Raw genomic sequence first — 21,133 nt, forward strand, 5'->3', positions numbered from 1 at the left:
GCAATGTGTCGTGTGGATGCCGGCTCACGCCAGCGCATAGGCGACCTCGGCGAGGTCGACCACCATGTGGCTGCTGCGGGCGGCGCCCTCGCCCACCGTCAGCAGCGAGAGTTCGCCCAGGTTGGCCACGCGCATGCCGCTGGCCCGCTGGCCCGTGGCCCAGCCGCGCAGCCCGGCCACCGCGATGGCCACCGCGGCGCCGTCGCCCGGGTCCACGAGCAGCGCCACGCGGGGTGCGTTGGCCGGCGAGCGGCCGCTGTAGCAGGGCAGGGCGTGCACTGGCACCAGCCGCTCGCGCCAGCGCAGGTGCAGGGGCTCGCCGGCAGCCGCCGCGCGCCCTTGCTCGGCATCGAGCGCCAGCACGCACAGCACCGCCTCGGCCGGCGTGGCGTAGATCGCGTCGTGCTCGAACAGCAGGTGGGCTGCCGACGACGGCGCCTCGGCGTTCGCAGACGCGGGTCGCGCAGGCTGGCCCGTGGACGGCCCGGCGAGCACCGCCTGAGGAAGCCCCCGCAGCAACGCCGCGGCGTCCACGCGGCGCACTTCGCCCAGGCCTGGCACCCATTGGGGCGCTCCGTCAGCGGGCTGCGCCACCGGCAACCGGTGCACCTGGCGCACCGCATCCACCAGCAGCGCCACACCGTGGCTGCCGTCGGTGGCAAGCGCCATCAGTGCGCCGCCAGCAGGCGGAAGGCCGTGCAGGCGGCCGAGGTCGAGCACGGGCAGCTTGTTGCCGTCCCAACTGCAGAAGCCGCGGGTCGCGCCATCGCCGGGGAAGGCGTACTCCAGCGGTGCCGCGGGGCGCACCTGCACCACGGCGCCGACCGGCAGCGCCCACAGGTGGCCACCGGCATCGAACACGGCATGCGGCAGGCGTTCGCCGCCCTCCTGTGCTGCAGCGGGCTGCAAGGCGTCGCCGGGCAGGGCGCAGGCGGCGTCGGCGTCCGCGTCGGCCCACGCGCGTGCCAGGTCGGCCAGCCGCCCGACCTCGAGCAGGGGCGAGAGGCCGCCGCCGTCGGGCCATTGCACGGCCGACTGGAACAACTGCTGGGGATCGTCGTCCTGGTGCAGGCGCTGCACACAGCCGCCGCGGACCACGCCGTGCAGTCCGTCCGCGCGCACGGCCACCCGCCGCGACCCCTCCTGCAGGACCAGCACCTCACCGGTGCTCGCACCGGGAGCCTGGCCCATGTCGATCCAGCGGGAGAGGTCAACCACCGGCACCACGCCCCAGGGCGTGGGGCAGGCACCGACCAGCGCGCCGCCGCGGCGTGGCAGCGTCGCCGGCGGCCCCTCGGGCTGGACGGCGGCGAGCACGGCCTGCGCGGGCACGGCGAGGTCGTGCGCCCCGACGCGCACGCGCGCATGCAGCCGGGCGTGCATCAGTGGCCCACCGCCACCGCCTGCAGGTCCCGCAGCAGGCCAGCCACATTGCGCGTGGAGGTCGACTGCTCGGCCATGGCCCGGTCGATCTCGCCGACCGCCTGGCTGGTGTCGCCGACCTGGCGCAGGATGCGTCCGAAGGCGGCGTCCACGTCTTCGGACAGCCGGCCGCCCTCGGTGACCTGGCCCATGTTCTGGCTGATCTGCCGGGCGATCTCGCGCGCCGCCTTGGCTGACTTTTCGGCCAGCTTGCGCACCTCGTCCGCGACCACGGAAAAGCCGACGCCGTGCTCGCCGGCACGGGCCGCCTCGATCGCGGCGTTGAACGCGAGCAGGTGGGTCTGGCTGGAAATCTCGCCGATCGTGTCGACGATCTCGTGCACCGCGTCCGCCGACTTCTGGATGCCGATGATGGCCTCCCGCGAGCGCTGCAGCAGCTGGCTGCCTTCGCCAGCGGCGCGCTGGGTCTCGCCAGCCAGGTGGCTGGTGCGCTCGGTGGTGCGCGCCACGGTCGCGATGGACGTGGCCAGCCCCTGCAGCTGGCCGGTGATGGCGTCCAGCTTGCGGGCGACCTCGCGCTCGCGCACGACCTGCGCGGTGATGTCGACGGCGAACTTCACGACCTTGTACGGCCGGCCGTCCATGTCGAGCACCGGGTTGTAGGTGGCCTGGATCCACACCTCGGCGTCGTGCTTGCCGCGGCGGCGGTAGCGGCCCGACTTGAACTGGCCCTGGCCGAGGTCGGCCCAGAAGTCGCGGTACTCCTGCGTGCGCACGTGCTCGGGCTCGCAGAACATCGCGTGGTGCTGGCCGATGATCTCCTGGGCCGTGTAGCCCATCGCGCGCAGGAAGTTGGCGTTGGCTGCCAGCACGTTGCCCTGCATGTCGAACTCGATGGCGGCCTGGGAGCGGTCCAGCGCGTCCAGCTTGGCCTGCGTCTCCGTGCCGCGCACCACGTCGGCGGTGATGTCGGTGGCGTACTTGACGATCTTGGCCGGCTTGCCGTCGACGCCCAGCACCGGGTTGTACGAGGCCTGGATCCAGACATCGGCACCGTCGCGCGTGCGACGGCGGTAGCGGCCGGCGTCCGCTTCGCCGCGCCCGAGCCGCTGCCAGAACTGCTGGTACTCGGGCGAGCGCACGTGCGCCGGATCGCAGAACAGGCGGTGATGCTGGCCGCGCACCTGCGCCAGCGAGTAGCCGAAGGTGGCCAGGAAGTTGTCGTTGGCCCACAGCACGTGGCCCTCGAGGTCGAACTCGATGACGGCCTGCACCCGGTCGATGGCGGCGATCTTGGCCTGCGTCTCCAGCTCCTTGCGGCGCGCCTCGGTCACATCGGTGGCGAGCTTGACCACGCCCACCGGGCGGCCGTCCTCGTCGTACACCGGGCTGTAGGAGGCCTGCAGCCAGACCGGCCGACCCTGCTTGTCGACGCGCATGAACAGGCCCTCTTCGGCCTGGCCGGCGCGCAGGCGGTTCCAGAAGGCGCCGTACTGCGCGCTGCCGGCCTCCTCCGGCGTGCAGAAGATGCGGTGGTGGCGGCCGGCCACTTCGTCGAGGGCATAGCCCATGCACTGCAGGAAGCGCGGGTTGGCGTGCAGCACGTGGCCGTCGAGGTCGAACTCGATCACGGCCTGTGTGTGGTCGAGCGCAGCCAACAGGCCACGCGCCCGGCGCTGGTCTGCGGACGGTGCGGAATCGGTCATCGGGTGGGGCTTTCGAAGGTCTATGTAGCCTTTCGGCTTCTTCGCCCGCGACTTGAGCCCGCCCATGGCATCCTCCAAGAACGCTGCGCAACCGCCGGGGCGACCACACGGGTGTCGGCTGCCTGCAGCGCGCGTGGCTCTGCAGACGCGGCACTACACTGGCAGGATGAGCTTGAAGATCGTCGTCTACTCCAAGTCGGCCTGCCCTCAGTGCGAGTCCGTCAAGATGCTGCTGAAGTCCCGGTCCCTCGCGTTCGAGGAAATCCGGATCGACGACGAGGCCGAGCGCCTGGCCTTCTACGCCAAGTGCGGGCCCGCGGTGCGTCAGATGCCGCAGGTCTTCATCAACGATCAGCGCGTCGGCGGTCTGGCAGGCCTGCAGGCCGCGCTCGGGCAGCTGTCGTCGTGAACAACGGGCGGGCGTTGGCCTGCCGATGGCCCGCCGCCATGAGCACCGGCGGGCGCTGAGCAAAGGAGGCGCATCCATGGGAGTCGTTCAGTTGCTTCGCTGGCAGTGGGACGGGTACCAGCGGTACCACCAGTCCCGGGCGAACCTCGTCCTGCACATCCTGGTGGTGCCGCTGTTCCTCGCCGGGAACATCCTGCTGGTCGTGGCGCTGGCGCGCGCCTGGTGGCTGACGGCGCTCGTGTCGCTCGCGGCCATGGTGGTGTCCGTCGCCTTGCAGGGGCGCGGGCACGGCCGGGAGGCGATGCCACCCGAACCATTCACCGGTCCGGCCAACGCCGTGGGCCGCATCTTCCTGGAGCAATGGGTCACCTTCCCCCGGTTCGTGCTGTCGGGTGGCTGGTGGCGAGCCCTCCGGAATGCGTCAGCGCGCTGACGGTGGGCTGCCGCGGGGCAGGCCACCGCCGCGCTGCTCCCGCCGGCCGCCCCGCGCCCACGCTGAGTCGCCGGGCAGCAACCGCCTGACGGGCCCATTGCCGGTCGAGTCGGACGCCGCTGTCGGCCGTCGCGTGCGCTGCGTCTGCGGAGCGCTCCTGGGGCTGGTGCTCACGCTCTGGCTGTTCTGCCACGCGGGTCCCTTCCATCCTGTCGCGGCGCTGGCGCTGGCGTCCGCATGCGCCGCTGCATGCGGCATCGCAGCGATGCGCGAGGGCGACGCTTTCTGGCGGCGGGTGATCGCGGTCCTGGGCGTCTGGCGCTAGCAACCTGCGGGTGGCGCAGGCAGCTCCCCGCCCGGCATCGGCCCGGTGCCGCGACCCGATACTCCCGGCATTCCAGGGCCGGACTTCGAAGCAAATCCGCCGCGCCCGCGATGCGCGCAAGAGACACTCCGCCCGAACGTGGCCTACGCAAGGCTAGACTGGAGCGGAGGATGAAGAGCAGGAGTTTCGGCATTGCCGGGAGCGCGGTGGCGCATCCCCGGCGCTCGGTCTCGTCGCGCGAGGTCGATGAGCGCCTCGGCATGCCGCACGGGCATGTCGAGGCGACGTTCGGCATCCGCCGCCGGCAATGGGCCGACCCCCAGGAGACCAGCTCCGCGATGGCCGCCGCCGCCGCGGCGCAGGCCCTGGCGGAGGCAGACTGGTCCGCGGACACGCTGGACGTCATCGTCGGTGCATGCGGGGTGATGGAGCAGCCGATTCCGGGCACGGCGCCGCTCGTGCAGCGCCGCCTGGGGCTGGGGGGCAGCGGCATCCGCGCCTACGACGTGAACGCGACGTGCCTGTCGTTCCTGGTGGCACTGGAGCACGTGCTCGATGGGTTCGCACTCGGGCGGTGGCAGCGCGCGCTCGTCTTCACGGCGGACATCGCGTCGGCCGCCCTGGATTTCCGGGACCATGAAGCCTCGGTGATTTTCGGCGACGGTGCGAGCGCCTTCGCCCTGGCGGCGGACGGTGCGCACCGATGCCGCGCGCTCAGGATCGAGACGTATGCCGACGGCGCCGACCTGTGCCGCCTGGAAGCCGGTGGCACGCGGCTGCGCCCGCACGAGGACATCGACGGCTTCCTGGCCGCGTCGCGGTTCCGGATGAACGGCCCCGGCGTGTTCCGGGCCGCCGGCCGCCGGTTGCCACGCTTCCTCCAGACGCTGCTCGGCGAGGCCCGCACCGCCCCGCACGAGCTGGCCACCATCGTGCCCCACCAGGCCAGCGCACCGGCGCTGGAGCACCTGAAGCGCATGCTGCCTGACGGCCATGCCCGCACCATCGACATCTTCGCCGAGCACGGCAACCAGATCGCGACCAGCCTGCCGCACGCCCTGCATGTCGCCCGTACGCGCGGGCGCCTGCGTACGGGGGAGCAGGCCCTGATGGTCGGCACCTCCGCCGGCATCTCCCTGGGCGGGGCGGTGTTCCAGTGGTGACGGGCCGGGTTCTCGTGACCGGCGCCACCGGCGGGCTGGGGCGGGTGCTGGTGCCGGCGCTGCGCGAGCTGGGCTGGCAGGTGGTCGCCACCGGCCGCCGAGCCGAGGCGCCGCCCGAGTGGTCGGCTCCCGGCATCGCGTACCGTCCCGCGGACCTGGCGTGCGATCCTCTCCAGCAGCTGACGGACGGCGTCGACACCGTGTTCCACCTCGCAGCCCTCTCGGCACCGTGGGGCAAGCCCGAGGCCTTCGCCGCCGCCAACGTCACGGCGACGCAGCGGCTGCTCGATGCCGCTCGCGTGGCAGGCTGCCCCGCGTTCATCCACGTTGCCACGCCCTCGATCTACACGGAAGCACGCGACCGCCTCGAGCTGACCGAGGCGTCTCTCTTGCCGCGCCGCTGGCCGAACGACTACGCGCGCACGAAGTTCGCCGCCGAGCGGCTGGTCGCGGCCGCCGCGTCGTCCGGCATGGCGACGGTCGTGCTGCGGCCACGGGCCATCGTCAGCCCATTCGACACCGTCCTGCTTCCCCGGCTCTTGCGCGCGGCACGCAGCGGCACGCTGGTCCTGCCCCACGGCGGCCGCGCCCTGGTGGAGCTGACCGACGCCCGCGACGTGGTGTCCGCCCTGGTGGCGGCCCGCACGCGCAGCCAGGCCCTGCGTGGACAGGCCTTCAACATCTCGGGCGGCATGCCGCTGCCCCTGGGCCAGGTGGCGGCGCTGGTGTTCCGCCTGCTCGACCGGCCGGTCCGCATCCGGTCGGTTCCTCGCCGTGTCGCACTCGCGGTCGCCAGCGTGGCCGAGCGCGTGGCGGCCACCTTGCCCGGCCGGCCAGAGCCCGCGCTGACCCGCTATGGCGCAATGGTCGCCGGCTGGTCGCAGACCTTCGACCTGACGGCCGCACGTGAGAGCCTGGACTGGCGCCCGCACCATGCGCCGCAAGAGGCGCTCGCCTGGGCGCTGGCGGGCATGCGGCATGCGTGAGGTCTCGGTCCACGTTCTCACGGCAGGCGGCTGCCGACACCCGCAGGCGATGACGCTGCGCGGCGGGGCATGGCGCCCGGTGGAGTTTCCTGCGCGGCCCACGCTGCTGGTCCACCCCGAGGAGGGGCCGGTCCTGTTCGACACCGGCTACGCCGACGCGTTCACCGAAGCCACGCGGCCGGTCCCGGAGCGCTTCTACCGCTGGCTCACGCCGATGCGCCTGCCGCCGGGGCTGGACGCGGCCAGCCAGTGCCGCTCGCTCGGCATCGAGCCTGCCGAGGTGCGCCACGTGGTGCTCTCGCATTTTCACGCCGACCATGTGGCGGGGCTGAACGATTTCCCGGCGGCGCGTATCCATTGCGCGCGCGCGGGCCTGGCCGATGCGACGCGCGGCGGGCGCTGGCGCAGCGTGTGCGCGGGCGTGCTGCGCGGGCTCCTGCCCGCCGACATCGCGTCACGCGCCCGGTTCTTCGAGGAGCGCCCGCGGGTGGCGCTTCCGTCGGACGCCAGGCCTTTCACCGAGGGCGCCGACGTGCTGGGCGACGGCTCGCTGCTGGCCGTGGAGCTGCCTGGGCATTGCCCGGGCCATTGGGGCTTGCTGGTGGCCGACGCGCGGCGCGGTCTGAACTTCCTGGTGGCCGATGCCACCTGGTCGGTGGAGGCCGTGCGCACCAACACGCCGCCGCCGGCACTGACCACCGGCTTCCTGGGCTCGACGCGCCGCTACCGGGCCACCCTCGGTGCGCTGCACGTGTTGCATGTCCGCAATCCGGACCTGGTGCTGACACCGTACCACGGCGCCGACGACGTTCCGGCGCGGCCAGCAGGGGCCGTCGCGTGAAGCGCGACGTGCTCGTGACCGGCGCCCGTGCCCCGGTGGCAACGGACCTGGCACGGGCCTGCCTGGCCGCCGGGCACGCGGTCCGGCTCGCCGACTCCGTGACGCCGTACGCGGCGAAGTGGTCGACCGTCGGTCGCGGCCGCGTGCTGCCGTTGCCTTCGCCGCGGCGCGATTTCCCGGCCTACCGGAATGCGTTGCACGCGTGGGCGCGCTGCCATCCGGCCGGCGTGGTGCTGCCCACCTGCGAGGAGGTGTTCTACGTCGCGCAGGCGGCGGCGCAATGCGGTTTCCAGCGGCAGGTGCTCGCCCCCACGCCGGAGGTTCTGCGCCGACTCCACTCCAAGATCGAGTTCCCGGCGTGGGCGCGCCGGCTCGGCATCCCCGCGCCCGAGACCGAGGCGATCGCGTCGCCGCAGGAAGCCCGCGCACTGGCGGCGCGTCCGTCGTCGGGGCTGGTGCTCAAGCCCGAGTTCTCCCGTTTCGGCACGGCCACGCTGATCCGGCCCACGGCCGGCCAGCTCGCGGCGCTCGACGCCCGGCCCGGCGGTCGATGGGCGGCGCAGGCTCACGTGGCGGGCGAGGAGATCTGCCTCTGGTCCTCGGCGCGCGACGGTGAGATCGTCGCGAGCGCCGCGTACCGGCCGCTCTGGCGACTGGGCCGGTCCGCCTCGTTCGCCTTTGAAGCGATCGATTGTCCGGCCGCCCTCGACGTGGCCCGCACCCTGGCGGCGGACGCCAGGATCACCGGGCAGCTCAGTTTCGACATCATCCTGCGTCCCGACGGGCAGGCCGTGCCGATCGAATGCAACCCCCGCGCCGTGAGCGGCGTGCACCTGTTCGGCGGCGCGGCGCGGCTGGCCGACGCCCTGCTGGGGGACGGACCGCCGGTGCATGCCACCGAAGGCCTGGCGTACCTCCGGCCGGCCATGCTGCTGTTCGGAGGGCCGCAGGCCCTGCGGCAGGGGCGCTGGCGGCAATGGCGCCACGACCTGCGGCGCGGCACGGACGCACTCGCCGCGGCGGGCCCTGCCGTGCCGCTCGGGGCGCTGCTGGATGCGACGCGTTTCGCCTGGGTGGGCCTGTCGCGGCTGCGCAGTCCCACGCGCCAGAGCACCGACGACATCGAGTGGAATGGGGAGCCGATCGGGTGAGCCTGCTGCTGTTCGATCCGTTGCAGGCGCCTGCGGACGCCTGGCCCGAGGGCCGCGAGATGGAGCGGCGCTACATCGAAGCGGTGGCGCACGCGGGGCCCGGCCTGGTCGCGAACGTCCGCACCCGCTGGATGGCCTTGCGCAGCGGCGGGCGGCTCTACCCGGTGACGGTGAACGACGGCGAGTACGGCGACAGCTATGTCTGCCTGCCCCACAGCGGCTATGTGCTGTACGGCCGGCGGGAGCTCGACCTGGTGGACGTGGGCCGCCTGCGCCCCTGGCTGCGAGCCGGCCTCGGCATGTTGGACGTCCTGCTGCGCGCGGCCCGCGTCAACCGCATCGTCCACGTCGACAACTGGCTGCTGTCCACCAACCTGCACGGCGACTGGAATGGAAGCGATGCCCGCGCCATCCGCGAGTTGCTGCAGGAGCGCTACCCGGGCCACCTCATCGCCGTCCGGTCGGTCGATCCCTGGTCCTCGCCCCAGCTCGATGCCGCGTTGCGGGCCGACGGATGGCTGATGCTGCCGAGCCGGCAGCTGTGGGTGCTGGACAGCCTGCCCCGCCAGTGGCGTCCCCGCAGGGCGGCCCGCCACGATCGCCGGCTGCTGACCGACAGCGGACTGGCCGTCGAGGACCTGCGGCAGCTGCAGCCCGGCGATGCCGAGCGGATCGCCACGCTCTACCGCATGCTCTACGTCGACAAGTACTCGGGACTCAATCCGGTCTTCACGCCCGCGTGGATCACCTGCACGCAGCGCAGCGGCGTCATCCGCTACCGGGTCGCGCGCGACAGCGGCGGCACCATCCAGTCCGTCGCCGGCAGCCTGGTGCGGGGCGACGTGCTGACGCCGCCGGTCGTCGGGTACGACACCTCCAGGCCGCGCGAAGACGGCCTGTACCGGATCGCGAGCTACCTGTTCTGCGAGCAGGCCGAAGCGCTCGGGCTGCGACTGAATGCCTCGGCGGGTGCGGCGGATTTCAAGCGCACGCGCGGTGCCCGCCCCGTCATCGAGTGCTCCGCGGTCTGGGCGGGTGGCGTGGCGCCCTGGCGGCGCTGGCTGCTGCGGGTGTTCGGCATGCTGCTGTGGCGCGTGGTCGTGCCCGTCATGCGCAGGAGGCAGCTGTGAACGGTGACTCCTGGCCATGCGCCCTCGCGAGCGGCTGGCATCCGCTCGCGCATGCGCGCGAGCTGGGCGCCCGGCCGCTGGCGCGGACCCTGATGGACGTGCCGGTCGTGCTGTTCCGAAGTGGCGGCCAGGCGGTCGCCCTGGTGGACCGCTGCCCGCACCGCAACGTTCCGCTCTCCTGCGGACAGGTCCGGGACGGCGCGATCCACTGTCCGTACCACGGCTGGGCTTTCGATGCGGGGGGGCGCTGCGTGCGGGTGCCCGGGGCGGAGGCGGTGCCCGATGTCGCGGCGCGGGCGCTGGCCGTGCAGGAATGCGCAGGATTGGTCTGGGTCAGCCTGGCGCCGATCCCCGCCGCGTTCCCCGGACTGCCACCGGTCCTGGACGAGCCGACCCGGGACGGGTTCTGGTGGCCGCTGCCCGCAAGCCGGGCGCGCGTGCTCGACGCCATCGAGAACCTGCTCGATCCGGCGCATCCGCACTTCCTGCATCCCTACCTGGTGCGGCGCCCTGGCGCGCGCCGGGCCGTGCGCGTGCGCTTCACCAGCGACGAGCGGGGCGGGGAGGCCCGCTACGACGAGGCCGAGGCCAGTCTCGCGTGGCTGCCGCAGCTGTTCGAGGGTCGGCGCACCACCGTGGTCGGCCGCTATCTCGCGCCGAGCATCGCGCAGCTGGCCTTCGACAGCGACGCAGGATCGACGCTGACGTTGACGGTGATCTTCACGCCCGAATCGCAGGAGCGCACCCGGCCTTTCGCGCACTTCTCCACCCGACGCGGGCTGCTGCCCGCCTGGCTCAAGCGCTGGCTGCTGATCGCGTTCCACCGGCCCGTGCTGCACCAGGACCGCGTCATGCTCGCGCGCCAGGCCGCCACGATCGAGCGCTTCGGCGAAGCGGCCTTCAGCGTGGGACCGATGGACTTGTTCGGGCCGCTCATCTGGCGGCTGGCGAACGGGCGGGCGTCGTCTGCGCAGCAGCGCGAGCTTCAGTTCTGGCTCTGAAGGCCCGGCGGCGGTGTCCAGGCGCGGCGCACGCGCCGCAGCTTGCGGTCCATCGGCGCGTCGATCCCGCGAACGACCGTCAGGCGCAGATCGCCGGCGCCGAAAGGCGCCAGGCGCCCGCGCAGGGCCTGGACGACCGCGGCATCGACGCCGGCCGGCAGATCAGGGGGCAGCGCCACTTCGATGCTGTGCGCATCGGCCTGCACCGCGCGGAAATCGCGGATCGCCGGCGACGCGTCGACGATCGCATTGCGCACGACGTCGGGCGTGACGAGACGCCATCCGCCCGGCGCCTGCAGCCAGAAGACGTCGTCCTGCCGACCCTCGATGCTGCGGACCGGCTGGAGCGGTGACCCGCAGGGGCAGGGCCCGGGCGCCAGTGCCAGCAGATCGTTCATGCGGTAGCGGACCATCGCCTGCGCGCGGCGCGTGAAGTCAGTCACGAGCGGGATCCGCAGCTCGGAGTCGGCGCTCGCCCGCTGCCACTCGAAATGGACGACGTCCTCGGCCAGGTGGAGCGTCCCGTGCGGGCAGGACACGCCGAACAGGCCTTCGGTGGCCATGTAGATCTCCCGCACCCGCACGCCGGTGGCTTCTTCGATCACGGTGCGGTCCAGCGGGTCCAGGACCTCGGCGCCGCTGAAGACATGGCGGGCGTGCAGGTGCCCCTGTTCCGCCAGCCGGCGGAGCACCTTGGGGGTTCCGACCACGGTGTCCGGCGCGAACTCGCAGAAGGCGGGCGCCCACGCGTCGACCCCCTGTGCGAGATCGAAGAAGCCCAGGACGATCCGGCTGCCGGACGAGGCCGACCGGTACAGCCGCGACAGCCCGGGAAGGGCCAGCGCCACGCGGTGCCGGCGCCACAGCGCGTCCGGCAGCGCCTTGGCCAGCAGGGTGCCGAGCCATTCGTAGCGCTCCAGCTCGGTGATCACGTAGTAGCCGCGGTTGCCCGACGTTCCCGTGCTCTGGCCGACCACGTGGCCGGCGATCCGCTCGTCTCCCCGGGCGAGCGCGGCCCGGATCTCCGCCAGGTCCAGGCCCGGGCGGTTGAGCTCCGGGAAGTGGGCCAGCAGGCGGGTCTTGTCCATCACCGGCAGGTCGGCCAGCCCGGTCGCGCGCAGGCCGCTGTAGAAGGGGAACTCGCGACCGCAGCGCTCCAGCAGGCGTTGCAGCCGACGATCCTGGTGCCGCTCGATGTCCGCGCGCGACCGCAGCTGCCGGCTCCACCAGCGTGTGCGGGCGAACGCGGCAACTGCGACGGCGAGGCCTTGGAGCATGGTGCGGGGTTCGGACGCGAGGTGGTGGGGCGCGCGTCGTGTCAGGCGCTTGTCGCCGGGAGCTCGAAGATACCTTGGGACTGGCCGCACGCGCACGCCACGCTCACGGTGGCAAGGCCGCCCGCCTGCTGGGGCGTCGCCGCGGCCACCTGGAGCGTGTCGGCGCAGGAGGGACAGCGGGCCGTCACGCGCTCGCCGTGCGGTGGCTCGCCTGCGCGCGAACCACCGGGTCCTCGCCGGGCGATGCAGTCGCGGCGCCATACCGCCTGGCGGCGGCGTGCTCGGCGCCTTCCTGGAGAACAGCGCGTTCCGGCTGCACACGAACAGGACAAGCCTCATCCGTGCGACTGCCATGGAGACCACAGGGCCGCCCGGTGCCGCGCCGGCCGGGGACGCACCGCCGCGGGATCGTGCACGTCATGTCTTGCGCATGAATGATCGCTGCGCAAGCTCCGCCGGCGTGCCACCCGCGCCGGCCGGCAGCCAGCCGTCAGCGCAGGATCCGGTACAGCACCAGCGCGCCCAGTGCCCACATCCAGGGCCGCACGCTGGAAGCTCGGTCGGTGCCGCGCGGCACCGACCAGGCAACGGGGTCGGCGTCCTGCCGTCCCAGTTCGCGGTCGAAGCTGAGGGCTGCGCGGGGGTGCGGCCGCGGCTGGGCGCCATCGGCGCCGCCCAGGCCGGCCGCGACGCTGCGCGCTGCCGGACGGGCGACCCGGTCCGCTGCGCCGGCGTCCTTGGTCGTGGCGTCATCGGCGGTGGTGTCGTCGGTCGGAGGGTCGTCGTCCCGGCTCGCAACGTCGGCGGCCACTGCGTCGCCGCTCGCGTCGACGTCGTCGACCAGCCTGCCCGCCTTGCGGACGCCGGCCCGGCCTGCCTGCGTCCGCTCGCGCGCGAGGTTCTCCAGGCCGGACAGGCCTTCCTCGACGGCCAGGTCCGGGGACTCGGCATCCGGCAGGTGCACATCGCCGCTCATCTTCACGGGGCCGCCGCGGTTCGTCGCCATTGCTGTCTCCAAGTCAGTGAGGCGACCAATCTAGGCGCAGTGGCACGACCGGCGTGTAGGAGCCGCCCGCACGGCGTTCGCAGTGCAATCCCGCAGCGGCCACGGCCTCGTCAGGACGGCTGGACGGCAGCCGGGCGCCGGCCAAGGGTCAGCAGCAGCGACGCGCTGACCATTCCCAGCGCGGCCGTTCCCCAGAGCGACGCGGCGCCCCAGCGCTCCAGCGCCAGCCCGAACAGGAACGGTGCGCTGGCCTGCGCCATGCGGGCCGGCAGCATCAGCCAGCCCTGGCGCGCGCCATAGCCGCGCGGCCCGAACAAGGCCAGCGGCAGGGCACCGTTCGCGATGGTCATGATGCCGTTGCCCATGCCGTGCAGCACCGCGAACGCCGGAGCCGCCACCGGCCCCAGTGCGAACAGCGCCAGCGCGCCGGCGGGGTGGCCCAGGGCTGCCAGCCGGGCCGCCAGCAGTGGGTGGAAGCGCTGCAGCACCCCGAATTCCAGCAAGCGGGCCACCACCTGCGCCGGCCCGATCAGGGCGCCGACCAGCACCGCGGTCGCCAGCGTCACGCCCGCGGCCTGCAGCAGCCTCGGCAGGTGCGCCGCCATGGCGGTGCTGGTGAACCAGGTGATCGCGAAGATGGCGGCCAATGCGGCTGCGGTGGCCAGCGGCACCGGCGTGGCCGGCTCGGCCGCCTGGCCGCGGTCGTCGGGCCGCTCGCGCACGGCCGGTGCGCGCGGCAGGCTGAGATACAGGGGAAGCGAGACGAACAGGTGCAGCGCGGCCCAGCCCAGGCAGGCGCCGCGCCAGCCCCAGGCGGAGGCCATCCAGGCCGACGCCGGCCAGCCGACGGTGCTGGCGAAGCCGGCCATCAGCGTCACGCCCGTGATCGAGGGGCGCGCGTGCTGGCCGTGCAGCCGCACCAGCGTGGCGAACGCGGCGTCGTAGAGCCCCGCAGCCATGGCCACGCCGAGCAGCGCCCAGGCGCACAGCAGGCCGACCAGCCCGCTCGCGCGGGACAACAGGGCCAGGCCGGCAGCGAAGGCGATCGCGCTGCAGGCGAGCACGGCCCGCCCCCCGATGCGGTCGATCGTGCGACCGGCCCAGGGTCCGGTGCAGGCCGAGACCACCAGCGCCAGCGAGAAGGCGGCGAAGACCAGGGGCAGGGGCAGCGCCAGTTCGTGCGCGATGGGCTCGGCCAGCACCGCGAGCAGGTAGTAGCTGGAGGCCCAGGCGAGCGTCTGCGCGGCGCCCAGCGGCGCGGTGATCCGAAGTTGCGGCTCGACCATCGGCGGCAGTATCGTCGCGCACCGGGTCGGCGCGGTCCGCGACACCAGATGCGGAAACCCCCGCGCAAGTGCTGTATACTTGCAGGCTTCGCGGCTGTAGCTCAGTTGGATAGAGTACTTGGCTACGAACCAAGGGGTCGTGGGTTCGAATCCTGCCAGCCGCACCACTCTCACGGCACCAGCAGCCTCGCTGCTGGTGCCGTTTTCCTTGGCGCGCCACGTCGCGCTGCCGCCGGAGAGGGCGATCCCCACGTAACAGATCGACAAAGCGGCTTTTTGCCGCGGGCGTGTCCACTGCCCGCGTCCGTGCCGCCACTGTCGCGTTGATAAAATTCGCCCACCTTGCGTCTCTGGCAGGGGCGATCGACCGTGCATATGAAGACTGCCGACAGCCAGTTGCTGCAAGAGATGGCGAGCTTGCTGGTGACCGAACTCAACCTCGAGATGTCGCCGCAGGAGATCGATCCTGCGGCTGCGCTCTATGGGGATGGCCTCGGCCTGGATTCGATCGACATCCTGGAGGTGTCGCTCGTCGTGTCCAGGCGCTATGGCGTCCAGCTGCGCTCGGACGACGAGAACAACCAGAAGATCTTCGCCTCGCTGTCCAGCCTCTGCGACTACATCGCGGCGAACCGCACCACCTGAGATGCCGCGCCCGAGCCGCGCGTCCTCCGGCCAGCGCTGGATCCTCGGCGCGCTCGCGGCCGTGGCCTACGCCGTTGCCTCGCACCTGGCCATGACGCTGGCCGGCCACTCGCCGGCGGCCCTTGCCCTGGTGCTCGGCCCCCTGGTGACGGTCGGCCTGTGCGGCCTCTGGGCAGGTGGTCATCGCGCACTCGCGCTCGCGGCCGGCCTCGCCGCGGCGGGCATTGCCGCCATGTCGGCCCGCGGCGGCGCGCTCGACCCGCACCTGCTCTACCTGGCGCAGCACGCCGGCGCGCACCTGGCGCTGGGTGCCTGGTTCGGCACCACCTTGCGGGCCGGCCGCCAGCCGCTGATCTCGTCGCTTGCCGCGCGGCTGCACGGCGGGCTGACGCCGGCACTGGCCACCTACACCCGGCACGTCACGCAGGTCTGGACCGGCTACTTCCTGCTGATGGTGGCGTTGTCGCTGGGCCTGTTCTTCGGCGCCGACTTCGACCGCTGGTCGATGTTCGCCAACCTGGTCACCCCGGTCTCGGCAGTGGCCCTGTTCACGGGCGAATACCTGCTGCGCTACCGGCTGCATCCGGAGTTCGAGCGGGTGAGCCTGGCCGACGGCCTGCGGGCCTACCGTGCCCATGGCAACGCGCCCGCCCGCGAGCAGGAGGCGCCATGACGCCCGGCCTCGCGGATCTGCCGCTGCTGCCGACCGGCCTGCCGCCGGACACCCCCGTCTGCTGGCACGCGGGCCATCCGATCTCGCGGCGGCAGTACCTGGGCGACGTGCAGCATCTGGCCGGGCTGCTGCGGCCGGGCGGGCCCGTGCTGGCGCTCACCGCCGACCGCTATCGCTTCGCCGTGGCGTTCGGCGCCGCGGCCGTGCGCGGCCAGGCTGGCCTGATGCCGCCGAACCACACGGCGGACACGTTGCGGCGCCTGCACGACCTGTTCCCCGGGGCCTATGTGCTGGCGGACGAGGCGGCGCCGGCGGTCGGTCTGCCCACGCTGCCGTATCCGTCGGCGCCGGGCGATGCGAACGCCTCGGCCAGCCTGGCCGGCGCGCAGGCCGGGCCCGACATTCCTCTGGTGCCGCAGGCGCAGCCCGTGGCGCACGTGCTCACCTCCGGCTCCACCGGGCAGCCGGTTCCGCACGCGAAGCACTGGGGCCTGCTGCAGGCCAGCATCCGCGCAAGCGCACAGCGCGTGGCCGAGCACCTGGGCCGGCCCGACCTGCACGGGGTGAGCTTCGTGGGCACCGTGCCCCCGCAGCACATGTACGGCTTCGAGTCGACGGTGCTGCTGCCGCTGCTCTCGGGGGCCGCCTTCGCCGCGGAGCGCCCGTTCTTCCCGCAGGACGTCGCGCGGGTGCTCGCGCTGGTGCCGCGCCCGCGCGTGCTGGTGACCACCCCGGTCCACCTGCGGAACCTGACCGAGGCGGGCATCGCGCTGCCGCCGGTGGACCTGGTCATCTCGGCGACGGCGCCCCTGTCGGTTCCCGTGGCGGGGCAGGTGGAGGCCGCGCTGGCCGCTCCGCTGATGGAGATCTACGGCTGCACCGAGGCCGGCCAGGTGGCGACCCGTCGCACCACCGCCTCGACCGAATGGCGCACGTTCGACGGGCTGAGCCTGACCGGCGATGGCGACCGCACGCTCGTGCAGGGAGGGCATGTCGGCGAACCCACCCCGCTGGCCGACGTGCTGGAGGTGCTGTCGCCCACCCGCTTCCGCCTGCTGGGGCGCAGCAACGACATGGTCAACGTGGCGGGCAAGCGCACGTCGCTGTCCCACCTCAACCACCAGCTGCTGTCCATCCCGGGCGTGATCGACGGCGCCTTCTGGCTGCCGCCCTCGCGCCGGGACGAGGACGTGGTGCGGCTGGTGGCCCTGGTGGTGGCGCCGGGCCTGGACCGCGCCCGTCTGACCGCCGCGCTGCGCGAGCGCATCGACGCGGCGTTCCTGCCGCGGCGCATGGTGTGGCTCGATTCGCTGCCGCGCGACCCGAGCGGCAAGCTGCCGGCCGACCGGCTCGCCGGGCTGGCGGGCCGGCTGGTGGGGGAGGACACGCGTGCCTGACGCCCAGCAGCGCGTGCGCGTGCCGATCGCCCCCGACCACCCGGCGTTCGCCGGCCACTTCCCCGGCCAGCCGCTGCTTCCCGGGGTGGTGCTGCTCGCGCAGGCGATCGAGGCATTGATCCAGGCACCCGACTGCGCAGCCTGGGTGGCGGCCGGTGCCTCGCTGGGGGCGGTGAAATTCCTGGCGCCGGTGCCGCCCGGTGCCGACCTCGACGTGCGTTGGACGACCGACCCCGGCCGCCGGCGTGCCCACGTCGAGGTCTGGCGGCTGGGCCCCGGCGACGGCACCGCGGGCGTGCTGGCCGCGACGGCGCAGCTGCAGGCGCCGCCGGAGCCTGTCGCATGACGTCCGGCTCGCCGCGCGCGGGCGCGCACACCGCCGCCTGGACGAGCCAGCCGGAGCGCAGCAGCAGGTGGGTCCTGCAGCTGATGCGATGGATCGCCGTCACGTTGGGGCGGCGCACCTCGCGGGTGGTGCTGCATCCGATCGTCCTGTACTTCCTCCTGTTCGGCGGCACCAGCGCGCGGGCCTCGCGCGACTACCTTGGCCGGGTGCTCGGACGCCGCCCCGGCTGGATCGACCGGTACCGCCACCTGCACCGCTTCGCCAGCACCGTGCTGGACCGGGTGTACCTGCTGCGCGGCGAGTTCGGACGTTTCGACATCCGCGTCACCGGCACCGAGCACCTGGAGGCGGTGCTGGCCCTGGGACGGGGCGCCTTCCTGGTCGGGGCGCACCTGGGCAGCTTCGAGGCGCTGCGCGCCGTCGGGGAGAGCCGGCGCGGCCTGCCGATCGCGATGCTGATGTACGAGGAGAACGCGCGCCTGATCAACAGCACCTTGCGCGCCATCGCCCCCGAGGCCGAACTGCGCGTCATCGGCCTGGGCCACATGGGCGCCATGCTGGAGCTGCGCGACTGGCTCGACGCCGGCGGCGTGGCCGGACTGCTGGCCGACCGCAGCCTGGAGGCCGCGGGGGCCGAGGCGGCCTCCCAGCGCACGGCCACCCACTGGATCGACTTCCTCGGCCGGCCCGCCGCCTTCTCCGATGGCGCCTTTCGGCTGGCCGCGCTGCTGCGCCGTCCCGTTCTGTTCATGACCGCGCTGCACACCGGCGCGAACGGCTACGACATCCGCTTCGTGCCGCTGGCCGATTTCAGCCAGGCGCGCGGCGGTGGCAAGCGCGACGTCGCGCCCGCCGTGCGCGCGGCGCTCGAGCGCTATGTGCGCCTGGTCGAAGCGCATTGCCGCGAAGCACCCGACAACTGGTTCAACTTCTTCGATTTCTGGGCTGACCCGGAAGTCGCTCCATCGAGTCCTTCCGGGAGCCCGCCATGAAGCGAACGACCCTGGTGCGCGGCATCCTGCTGGCGCCGCTGCTGTGCATTGCCGGCCACGCCGGTGCCGCCGGCTTCGACCTCGACGCGCTGATGCGGCTGCTGGCGCAGACCCGCTCCGGCGAGGCGACCTTCACCGAGGAGCGCCACGTGCAGCAGGTCGAGCAGCCGCTGCGGTCCAGCGGCCGCCTGAGCTTCTCGGCGCCCGACACCTTCGTGCGCGAGACCCTGGCGCCGCGCCGCGAGCGACTCGCCGTCGTCGGCAACGAGCTCACGATGACCCAGGGCAGCCGCACCCGCACCGCGCAGCTCGATGCACTGCCGGAGGCGGCGGTGGTCGTCGAGGCGATCCGCGGCACCCTGACCGGCAACCGCGCCCTGCTGGAGCGCGACTTCGCCCCCCGGCTGCAGGGCGGCCCCGAGCGGTGGCAGCTCGAACTGGTCCCGCGCGAGGTCCGCCTGCGCGGGATCGTCGCGCAGGTGCAGGTGGAAGGGCGCCAGGACCAGGTGCGCGAGGTGCGCATCACCATGGCCGACGGCGATCGCTCGGTGATGCAGATCCAGCCGCTGCCGGCCGCCCCGGCCGGGACCTCCCGTTGAATTCCCCGGTCCCGCGGCGCGCGGCCTGGCGCGATCCGCTGCCCTGGCTGTGGCTGGCGCTGATGGCGCTCGGGCTGTGGCTGTGCACGCGCGCGAACTACGTCGCCGACCTGTCCGCCTTCCTGCCCGCGGCCCCGACGGCCGAGCAGCGTGTCCTGCTCGCCCAGCTCAGATCGGGTGCCACCGCGCGCGTGCTGATGATCGGGCTGCGCGGCGGCGAGGCGCCGGCGCGGATCGACGCGTCCCGTCGCCTGGCCGCCGCACTGCGCGAGAGCGGTGACTTCGAGTCGGTGCACAACGGCGACCGTGCCGGGGGCGACGACGTCGCGCGCCTGGTGTTCGAGCGCCGCTACCTGCTCAGTCCCGGCGTGGACGAACAGCGGTTCACGACGGCGGGCCTGCGCGACGCGATGCAGGACACGCTCGGCCTGCTCGGCACGCCGGCCGGCGCCCTGGTCAAGCCGCTGCTCTGGCGCGATCCCACCGGCGAGGCGGTGCGGCTGGTGGAGACCATGCAGCCGCCCAGTGCTCCCCGCGTCGAGGGCGGCGTGTGGGTGTCGCGGGTCGCGCCGCGCGCCGTGCTGCTGGCCACCACCCGGGCCGGTGGCGAGGACCTGGACGCCCAGGCACGCGCGCAGTCCACGGTCCGCACGCGCTTCGCTGCGCTGCAGGCGCCGGGCGTGGTGCTGGAACTCTCGGGACCTGGCGTCTTCGCCGTGGAGGCCCGCGAGACCATCCGTGCCGAGGTGGAGCGCCTCTCCATCCTCGGCAGCCTCGCCATGCTGGCCTTGCTGGTGGTGGCATTCGGCTCGCTCAAACCCCTGGGGATCGCGGCCCTGCCGGTGGCCAGCGGCGTGGTCGCGGGCATCGCCGCAGTGAGCCTGACGGCGGGGCAGGTCCACGGCATCACGCTCGGCTTCGGCGCCACGCTGATCGGCGAAGCGGTCGACTACGGCATCTACTACCTGGTGCAGGCGCGCGGACTGGGGCGCGAAGGCTGGCGCCGCGAGCACTGGCCGACGGTGCGGCTCGGGCTGTTGACGTCGCTGGCGGGGTTCTCGACCCTGGTGGCCTCGGGATTCGACGGGCTGCAGCAACTGGGCGTGTTCTCCCTCAGCGGCCTGCTGGCTGCCGCGGCCACCACCCGCTTCGTGCTGCCACGACTGGCGCCGGACGGTGCGCCCGGGCTGGGATTGCGCACCGCCCTGGGCGAATGGACGCGCCGCGCCAGCATGGCGGCGCCGCGCTGGCGACGCCCGCTGGCCGTGCTCACCGTGGCCGGGGTGGCGGTCCTGCTCCTGCATCCGACGCCCTGGCGGGGCACGCTGGCCACGCTCAGCCCGGTTCCGGCCGATGGTCTCGCGCTCGACGCCCTCCTGCGTGCCGACCTGGGTGCGGCCGATGTCGGAACGCTGGTGGCGGTGCAGGGTGCCGACGAAGCCGGGGCGCTCGAGGCGGCGGAACAGGCCGGCGCCCGCCTCGATCCTCTGGTCGAGCGCGGACTCCTGCGCGGCTACCAGTCGCCCGCGCTGCTGCTGCCGAGCCCGCGCGCACAACGTGCCCGCCAGGCCGTGCTGCCGGATGCGCCCACGCTGCGCGAACGGGTGCATGCGGCGGCCGATGCGGGCGCGCTCCCCGCGGCCAGGCTGGAGCCCTTCGTCGAGGACGTGCAGGCGCAGCGCCGGCTCGCGCCGCTGACGCGCGCCGACCTGCAGGGCACGCCGCTGGCCGGCGCACTCGATGCGCAGCTGGTGCGCTCGGCCGACGGCCGCGGCTGGATCGCGCTGCTCAGCCTGGTGCCGGCGGCCGACCGGCACGACGCGGCCGCCCAGGCGCTGCCTGTCGCACTGGCCGGATTGCCGAACGCGCGCGTGATCCGCGTGCAGCAGGAGCTCGATGCGATGTACGCCGACTACATGCGCCAGGCCCGCTGGCAGGCCCTGGCCGGCGCGTTGGCGGTGGTGGCCCTGCTGGCCTGGCACCTGCGGTCGGCAGCCCGGCTGCGGCGCGTGCTGGCGCCGCTGGCCGCCAGCGTGGTGCTGGTGCTGGCCGGACTCACCGTCGCGGGCGTCTCCCTGGGCGTGATGCACCTGGTGGGGCTGCTGCTCGTGATGGCGATCGGTTCGAACTACGCGCTGTTCTTCGACCATCTGCACGACCGCGGGGCCGCCGAAGTCGACACGCTCGCGTCGCTGCTGCTGGCCAATCTCACGACGGTGGCCTCGTTCGGGCTGCTGGCCACCGCGGACGTGCCCGCGCTGGCGGCGCTGGGGCGCACCGTCGCGCCCGGCGCACTGCTGTCGCTGCTCCTGTCGGCAGCCTTCTGCCCACCCTCGGCACCCGCGTCCGCGCAGGCGCTTGTGGGACAATCGCCCCCAGCCTGA

The 21,133-nt window shown here is 73.4% G+C and carries 20 protein-coding genes and 1 tRNA gene; 16 read left to right on the forward strand and 5 right to left on the reverse strand.

Translation table 11 applies throughout. The features are described 5' to 3' along the window. Positions 1-24: 24 nt before the first annotated feature. Positions 25-1,383 carry a chemotaxis protein CheW gene (locus VFE82_RS15850; protein WP_325001282.1) on the reverse strand — a complete coding sequence of 453 codons (1,359 nt, stop codon included), beginning with the start codon at positions 1,381-1,383 and terminating at the stop codon, positions 25-27. After that, positions 1,383-3,089, reverse strand: coding sequence for a PAS domain-containing methyl-accepting chemotaxis protein (locus VFE82_RS15855; RefSeq protein ID WP_325001283.1), 1,707 nt, complete (start codon positions 3,087-3,089; stop codon positions 1,383-1,385). The genes VFE82_RS15850 and VFE82_RS15855 overlap by 1 nt, the downstream gene beginning before the upstream one ends. A gap of 166 nt (positions 3,090-3,255) precedes the next feature. Between VFE82_RS15855 and VFE82_RS15860 the strand changes: the two genes are divergently transcribed. The 8 genes from VFE82_RS15860 to VFE82_RS15895 all read left to right on the forward strand — a co-directional run bounded on the left by VFE82_RS15860 (position 3,256) and on the right by VFE82_RS15895 (position 10,528). Beyond that, a complete protein-coding gene (locus VFE82_RS15860; protein WP_325001284.1) occupies positions 3,256-3,498 on the forward strand; it encodes a glutaredoxin in 243 nt (80 codons plus the stop codon). 76 nt (positions 3,499-3,574) lie between these two features. Continuing rightward, entirely contained in the window at positions 3,575-3,931 is a 357-nt protein-coding gene (locus tag VFE82_RS15865; RefSeq protein ID WP_325001285.1) for an Mpo1-like protein, read from the forward strand. 495 nt (positions 3,932-4,426) lie between these two features. After that, complete coding sequence (locus VFE82_RS15870; protein WP_325001286.1) at positions 4,427-5,419, forward strand: 3-oxoacyl-[acyl-carrier-protein] synthase III C-terminal domain-containing protein; 993 nt, start codon at positions 4,427-4,429, stop codon at positions 5,417-5,419. Continuing rightward, complete coding sequence (locus tag VFE82_RS15875) at positions 5,416-6,405, forward strand: NAD-dependent epimerase/dehydratase family protein (RefSeq protein ID WP_325001287.1); 990 nt, start codon at positions 5,416-5,418, stop codon at positions 6,403-6,405. Before VFE82_RS15870 ends, VFE82_RS15875 begins: the two co-directional genes overlap by 4 nt. A gap of 49 nt (positions 6,406-6,454) precedes the next feature. After that, positions 6,455-7,246, forward strand: coding sequence for an MBL fold metallo-hydrolase (locus tag VFE82_RS15880; RefSeq protein ID WP_325001288.1), 792 nt, complete (start codon positions 6,455-6,457; stop codon positions 7,244-7,246). Further along, positions 7,243-8,397 carry a hypothetical protein gene (locus VFE82_RS15885; RefSeq protein ID WP_325001289.1) on the forward strand — a complete coding sequence of 385 codons (1,155 nt, stop codon included), beginning with the start codon at positions 7,243-7,245 and terminating at the stop codon, positions 8,395-8,397. Before VFE82_RS15880 ends, VFE82_RS15885 begins: the two co-directional genes overlap by 4 nt. Further along, positions 8,394-9,527, forward strand: a complete 1,134-nt coding sequence (locus tag VFE82_RS15890) for a hypothetical protein (protein ID WP_325001290.1) — start codon at positions 8,394-8,396, stop codon at positions 9,525-9,527. The genes VFE82_RS15885 and VFE82_RS15890 overlap by 4 nt, the downstream gene beginning before the upstream one ends. After that, on the forward strand, positions 9,524-10,528 hold the full coding sequence (locus VFE82_RS15895; protein ID WP_325001291.1) for an aromatic ring-hydroxylating dioxygenase subunit alpha: 1,005 nt from the start codon (positions 9,524-9,526) through the stop codon (positions 10,526-10,528). The genes VFE82_RS15890 and VFE82_RS15895 overlap by 4 nt, the downstream gene beginning before the upstream one ends. On the opposite strand, the gene VFE82_RS15900 is transcribed toward VFE82_RS15895, so the two are convergent. The 3 genes from VFE82_RS15900 to VFE82_RS15910 all read right to left on the reverse strand — a co-directional run bounded on the left by VFE82_RS15900 (position 10,513) and on the right by VFE82_RS15910 (position 14,097). Further along, a complete protein-coding gene (locus VFE82_RS15900; RefSeq protein ID WP_325001292.1) occupies positions 10,513-11,805 on the reverse strand; it encodes a hypothetical protein in 1,293 nt (430 codons plus the stop codon). The two genes, VFE82_RS15895 and VFE82_RS15900, sit on opposite strands and share 16 nt — an antisense overlap. A 490-nt stretch (positions 11,806-12,295) precedes the next feature. Next, on the reverse strand, positions 12,296-12,811 hold the full coding sequence (locus VFE82_RS15905; RefSeq protein WP_325001293.1) for a hypothetical protein: 516 nt from the start codon (positions 12,809-12,811) through the stop codon (positions 12,296-12,298). Positions 12,812-12,921: 110 nt separating this feature from the next. Further along, complete coding sequence (locus VFE82_RS15910; protein WP_325001294.1) at positions 12,922-14,097, reverse strand: MFS transporter; 1,176 nt, start codon at positions 14,095-14,097, stop codon at positions 12,922-12,924. Between the two features lie 90 nt (positions 14,098-14,187). Here VFE82_RS15910 and VFE82_RS15915 point away from each other — a divergent pair. From VFE82_RS15915 to VFE82_RS15950, 8 genes are all read left to right on the forward strand, one after another. Continuing rightward, a tRNA-Arg gene (locus VFE82_RS15915) sits at positions 14,188-14,264 on the forward strand. 208 nt (positions 14,265-14,472) lie between these two features. Then, complete coding sequence (locus VFE82_RS15920; protein WP_325001295.1) at positions 14,473-14,742, forward strand: phosphopantetheine-binding protein; 270 nt, start codon at positions 14,473-14,475, stop codon at positions 14,740-14,742. 1 nt (position 14,743) lies between these two features. Continuing rightward, positions 14,744-15,415: a hypothetical protein gene (locus VFE82_RS15925; protein ID WP_325001296.1), complete on the forward strand. Its 672-nt coding sequence runs from the start codon at positions 14,744-14,746 to the stop codon at positions 15,413-15,415. Further along, positions 15,412-16,812 (forward strand): AMP-binding protein, encoded by a 1,401-nt coding sequence (locus tag VFE82_RS15930; RefSeq protein WP_325001297.1) that lies wholly within the window; start codon positions 15,412-15,414, stop codon positions 16,810-16,812. Before VFE82_RS15925 ends, VFE82_RS15930 begins: the two co-directional genes overlap by 4 nt. Continuing rightward, on the forward strand, positions 16,805-17,158 hold the full coding sequence (locus tag VFE82_RS15935) for a 3-hydroxyacyl-ACP dehydratase (protein ID WP_325001298.1): 354 nt from the start codon (positions 16,805-16,807) through the stop codon (positions 17,156-17,158). The genes VFE82_RS15930 and VFE82_RS15935 overlap by 8 nt, the downstream gene beginning before the upstream one ends. Next, positions 17,155-18,150, forward strand: coding sequence for an acyl-CoA synthetase (locus VFE82_RS15940; protein ID WP_325001299.1), 996 nt, complete (start codon positions 17,155-17,157; stop codon positions 18,148-18,150). The genes VFE82_RS15935 and VFE82_RS15940 overlap by 4 nt, the downstream gene beginning before the upstream one ends. Beyond that, entirely contained in the window at positions 18,147-18,749 is a 603-nt protein-coding gene (locus VFE82_RS15945; RefSeq protein WP_325001300.1) for a LolA family protein, read from the forward strand. The genes VFE82_RS15940 and VFE82_RS15945 overlap by 4 nt, the downstream gene beginning before the upstream one ends. Further along, a complete protein-coding gene (locus tag VFE82_RS15950; protein WP_325001301.1) occupies positions 18,746-21,133 on the forward strand; it encodes a transporter in 2,388 nt (795 codons plus the stop codon). The genes VFE82_RS15945 and VFE82_RS15950 overlap by 4 nt, the downstream gene beginning before the upstream one ends.

This window comes from Ramlibacter sp., from assembly GCF_035655895.1.
GTDB lineage: Bacteria > Pseudomonadota > Gammaproteobacteria > Burkholderiales > Burkholderiaceae_C > Ramlibacter.

Coding starts and splice junctions, on each gene's coding strand:
- VFE82_RS15850 (WP_325001282.1), bottom strand. CDS start 1,383: ATGCACGCCCGGCTGCATGCGCGCGTGCGCGTCGGGGCGCACGACCTC.
- VFE82_RS15855 (WP_325001283.1), bottom strand. CDS start 3,089: ATGACCGATTCCGCACCGTCCGCAGACCAGCGCCGGGCGCGTGGCCTG.
- VFE82_RS15860 (WP_325001284.1), top strand. CDS start 3,256: ATGAGCTTGAAGATCGTCGTCTACTCCAAGTCGGCCTGCCCTCAGTGC.
- VFE82_RS15865 (WP_325001285.1), top strand. CDS start 3,575: ATGGGAGTCGTTCAGTTGCTTCGCTGGCAGTGGGACGGGTACCAGCGG.
- VFE82_RS15870 (WP_325001286.1), top strand. CDS start 4,427: ATGAAGAGCAGGAGTTTCGGCATTGCCGGGAGCGCGGTGGCGCATCCC.
- VFE82_RS15880 (WP_325001288.1), top strand. CDS start 6,455: ATGACGCTGCGCGGCGGGGCATGGCGCCCGGTGGAGTTTCCTGCGCGG.
- VFE82_RS15900 (WP_325001292.1), bottom strand. CDS start 11,805: ATGCTCCAAGGCCTCGCCGTCGCAGTTGCCGCGTTCGCCCGCACACGC.
- VFE82_RS15905 (WP_325001293.1), bottom strand. CDS start 12,811: ATGGCGACGAACCGCGGCGGCCCCGTGAAGATGAGCGGCGATGTGCAC.
- VFE82_RS15910 (WP_325001294.1), bottom strand. CDS start 14,097: ATGGTCGAGCCGCAACTTCGGATCACCGCGCCGCTGGGCGCCGCGCAG.
- VFE82_RS15920 (WP_325001295.1), top strand. CDS start 14,473: ATGAAGACTGCCGACAGCCAGTTGCTGCAAGAGATGGCGAGCTTGCTG.
- VFE82_RS15925 (WP_325001296.1), top strand. CDS start 14,744: ATGCCGCGCCCGAGCCGCGCGTCCTCCGGCCAGCGCTGGATCCTCGGC.
- VFE82_RS15930 (WP_325001297.1), top strand. CDS start 15,412: ATGACGCCCGGCCTCGCGGATCTGCCGCTGCTGCCGACCGGCCTGCCG.
- VFE82_RS15940 (WP_325001299.1), top strand. CDS start 17,155: ATGACGTCCGGCTCGCCGCGCGCGGGCGCGCACACCGCCGCCTGGACG.
- VFE82_RS15945 (WP_325001300.1), top strand. CDS start 18,147: ATGAAGCGAACGACCCTGGTGCGCGGCATCCTGCTGGCGCCGCTGCTG.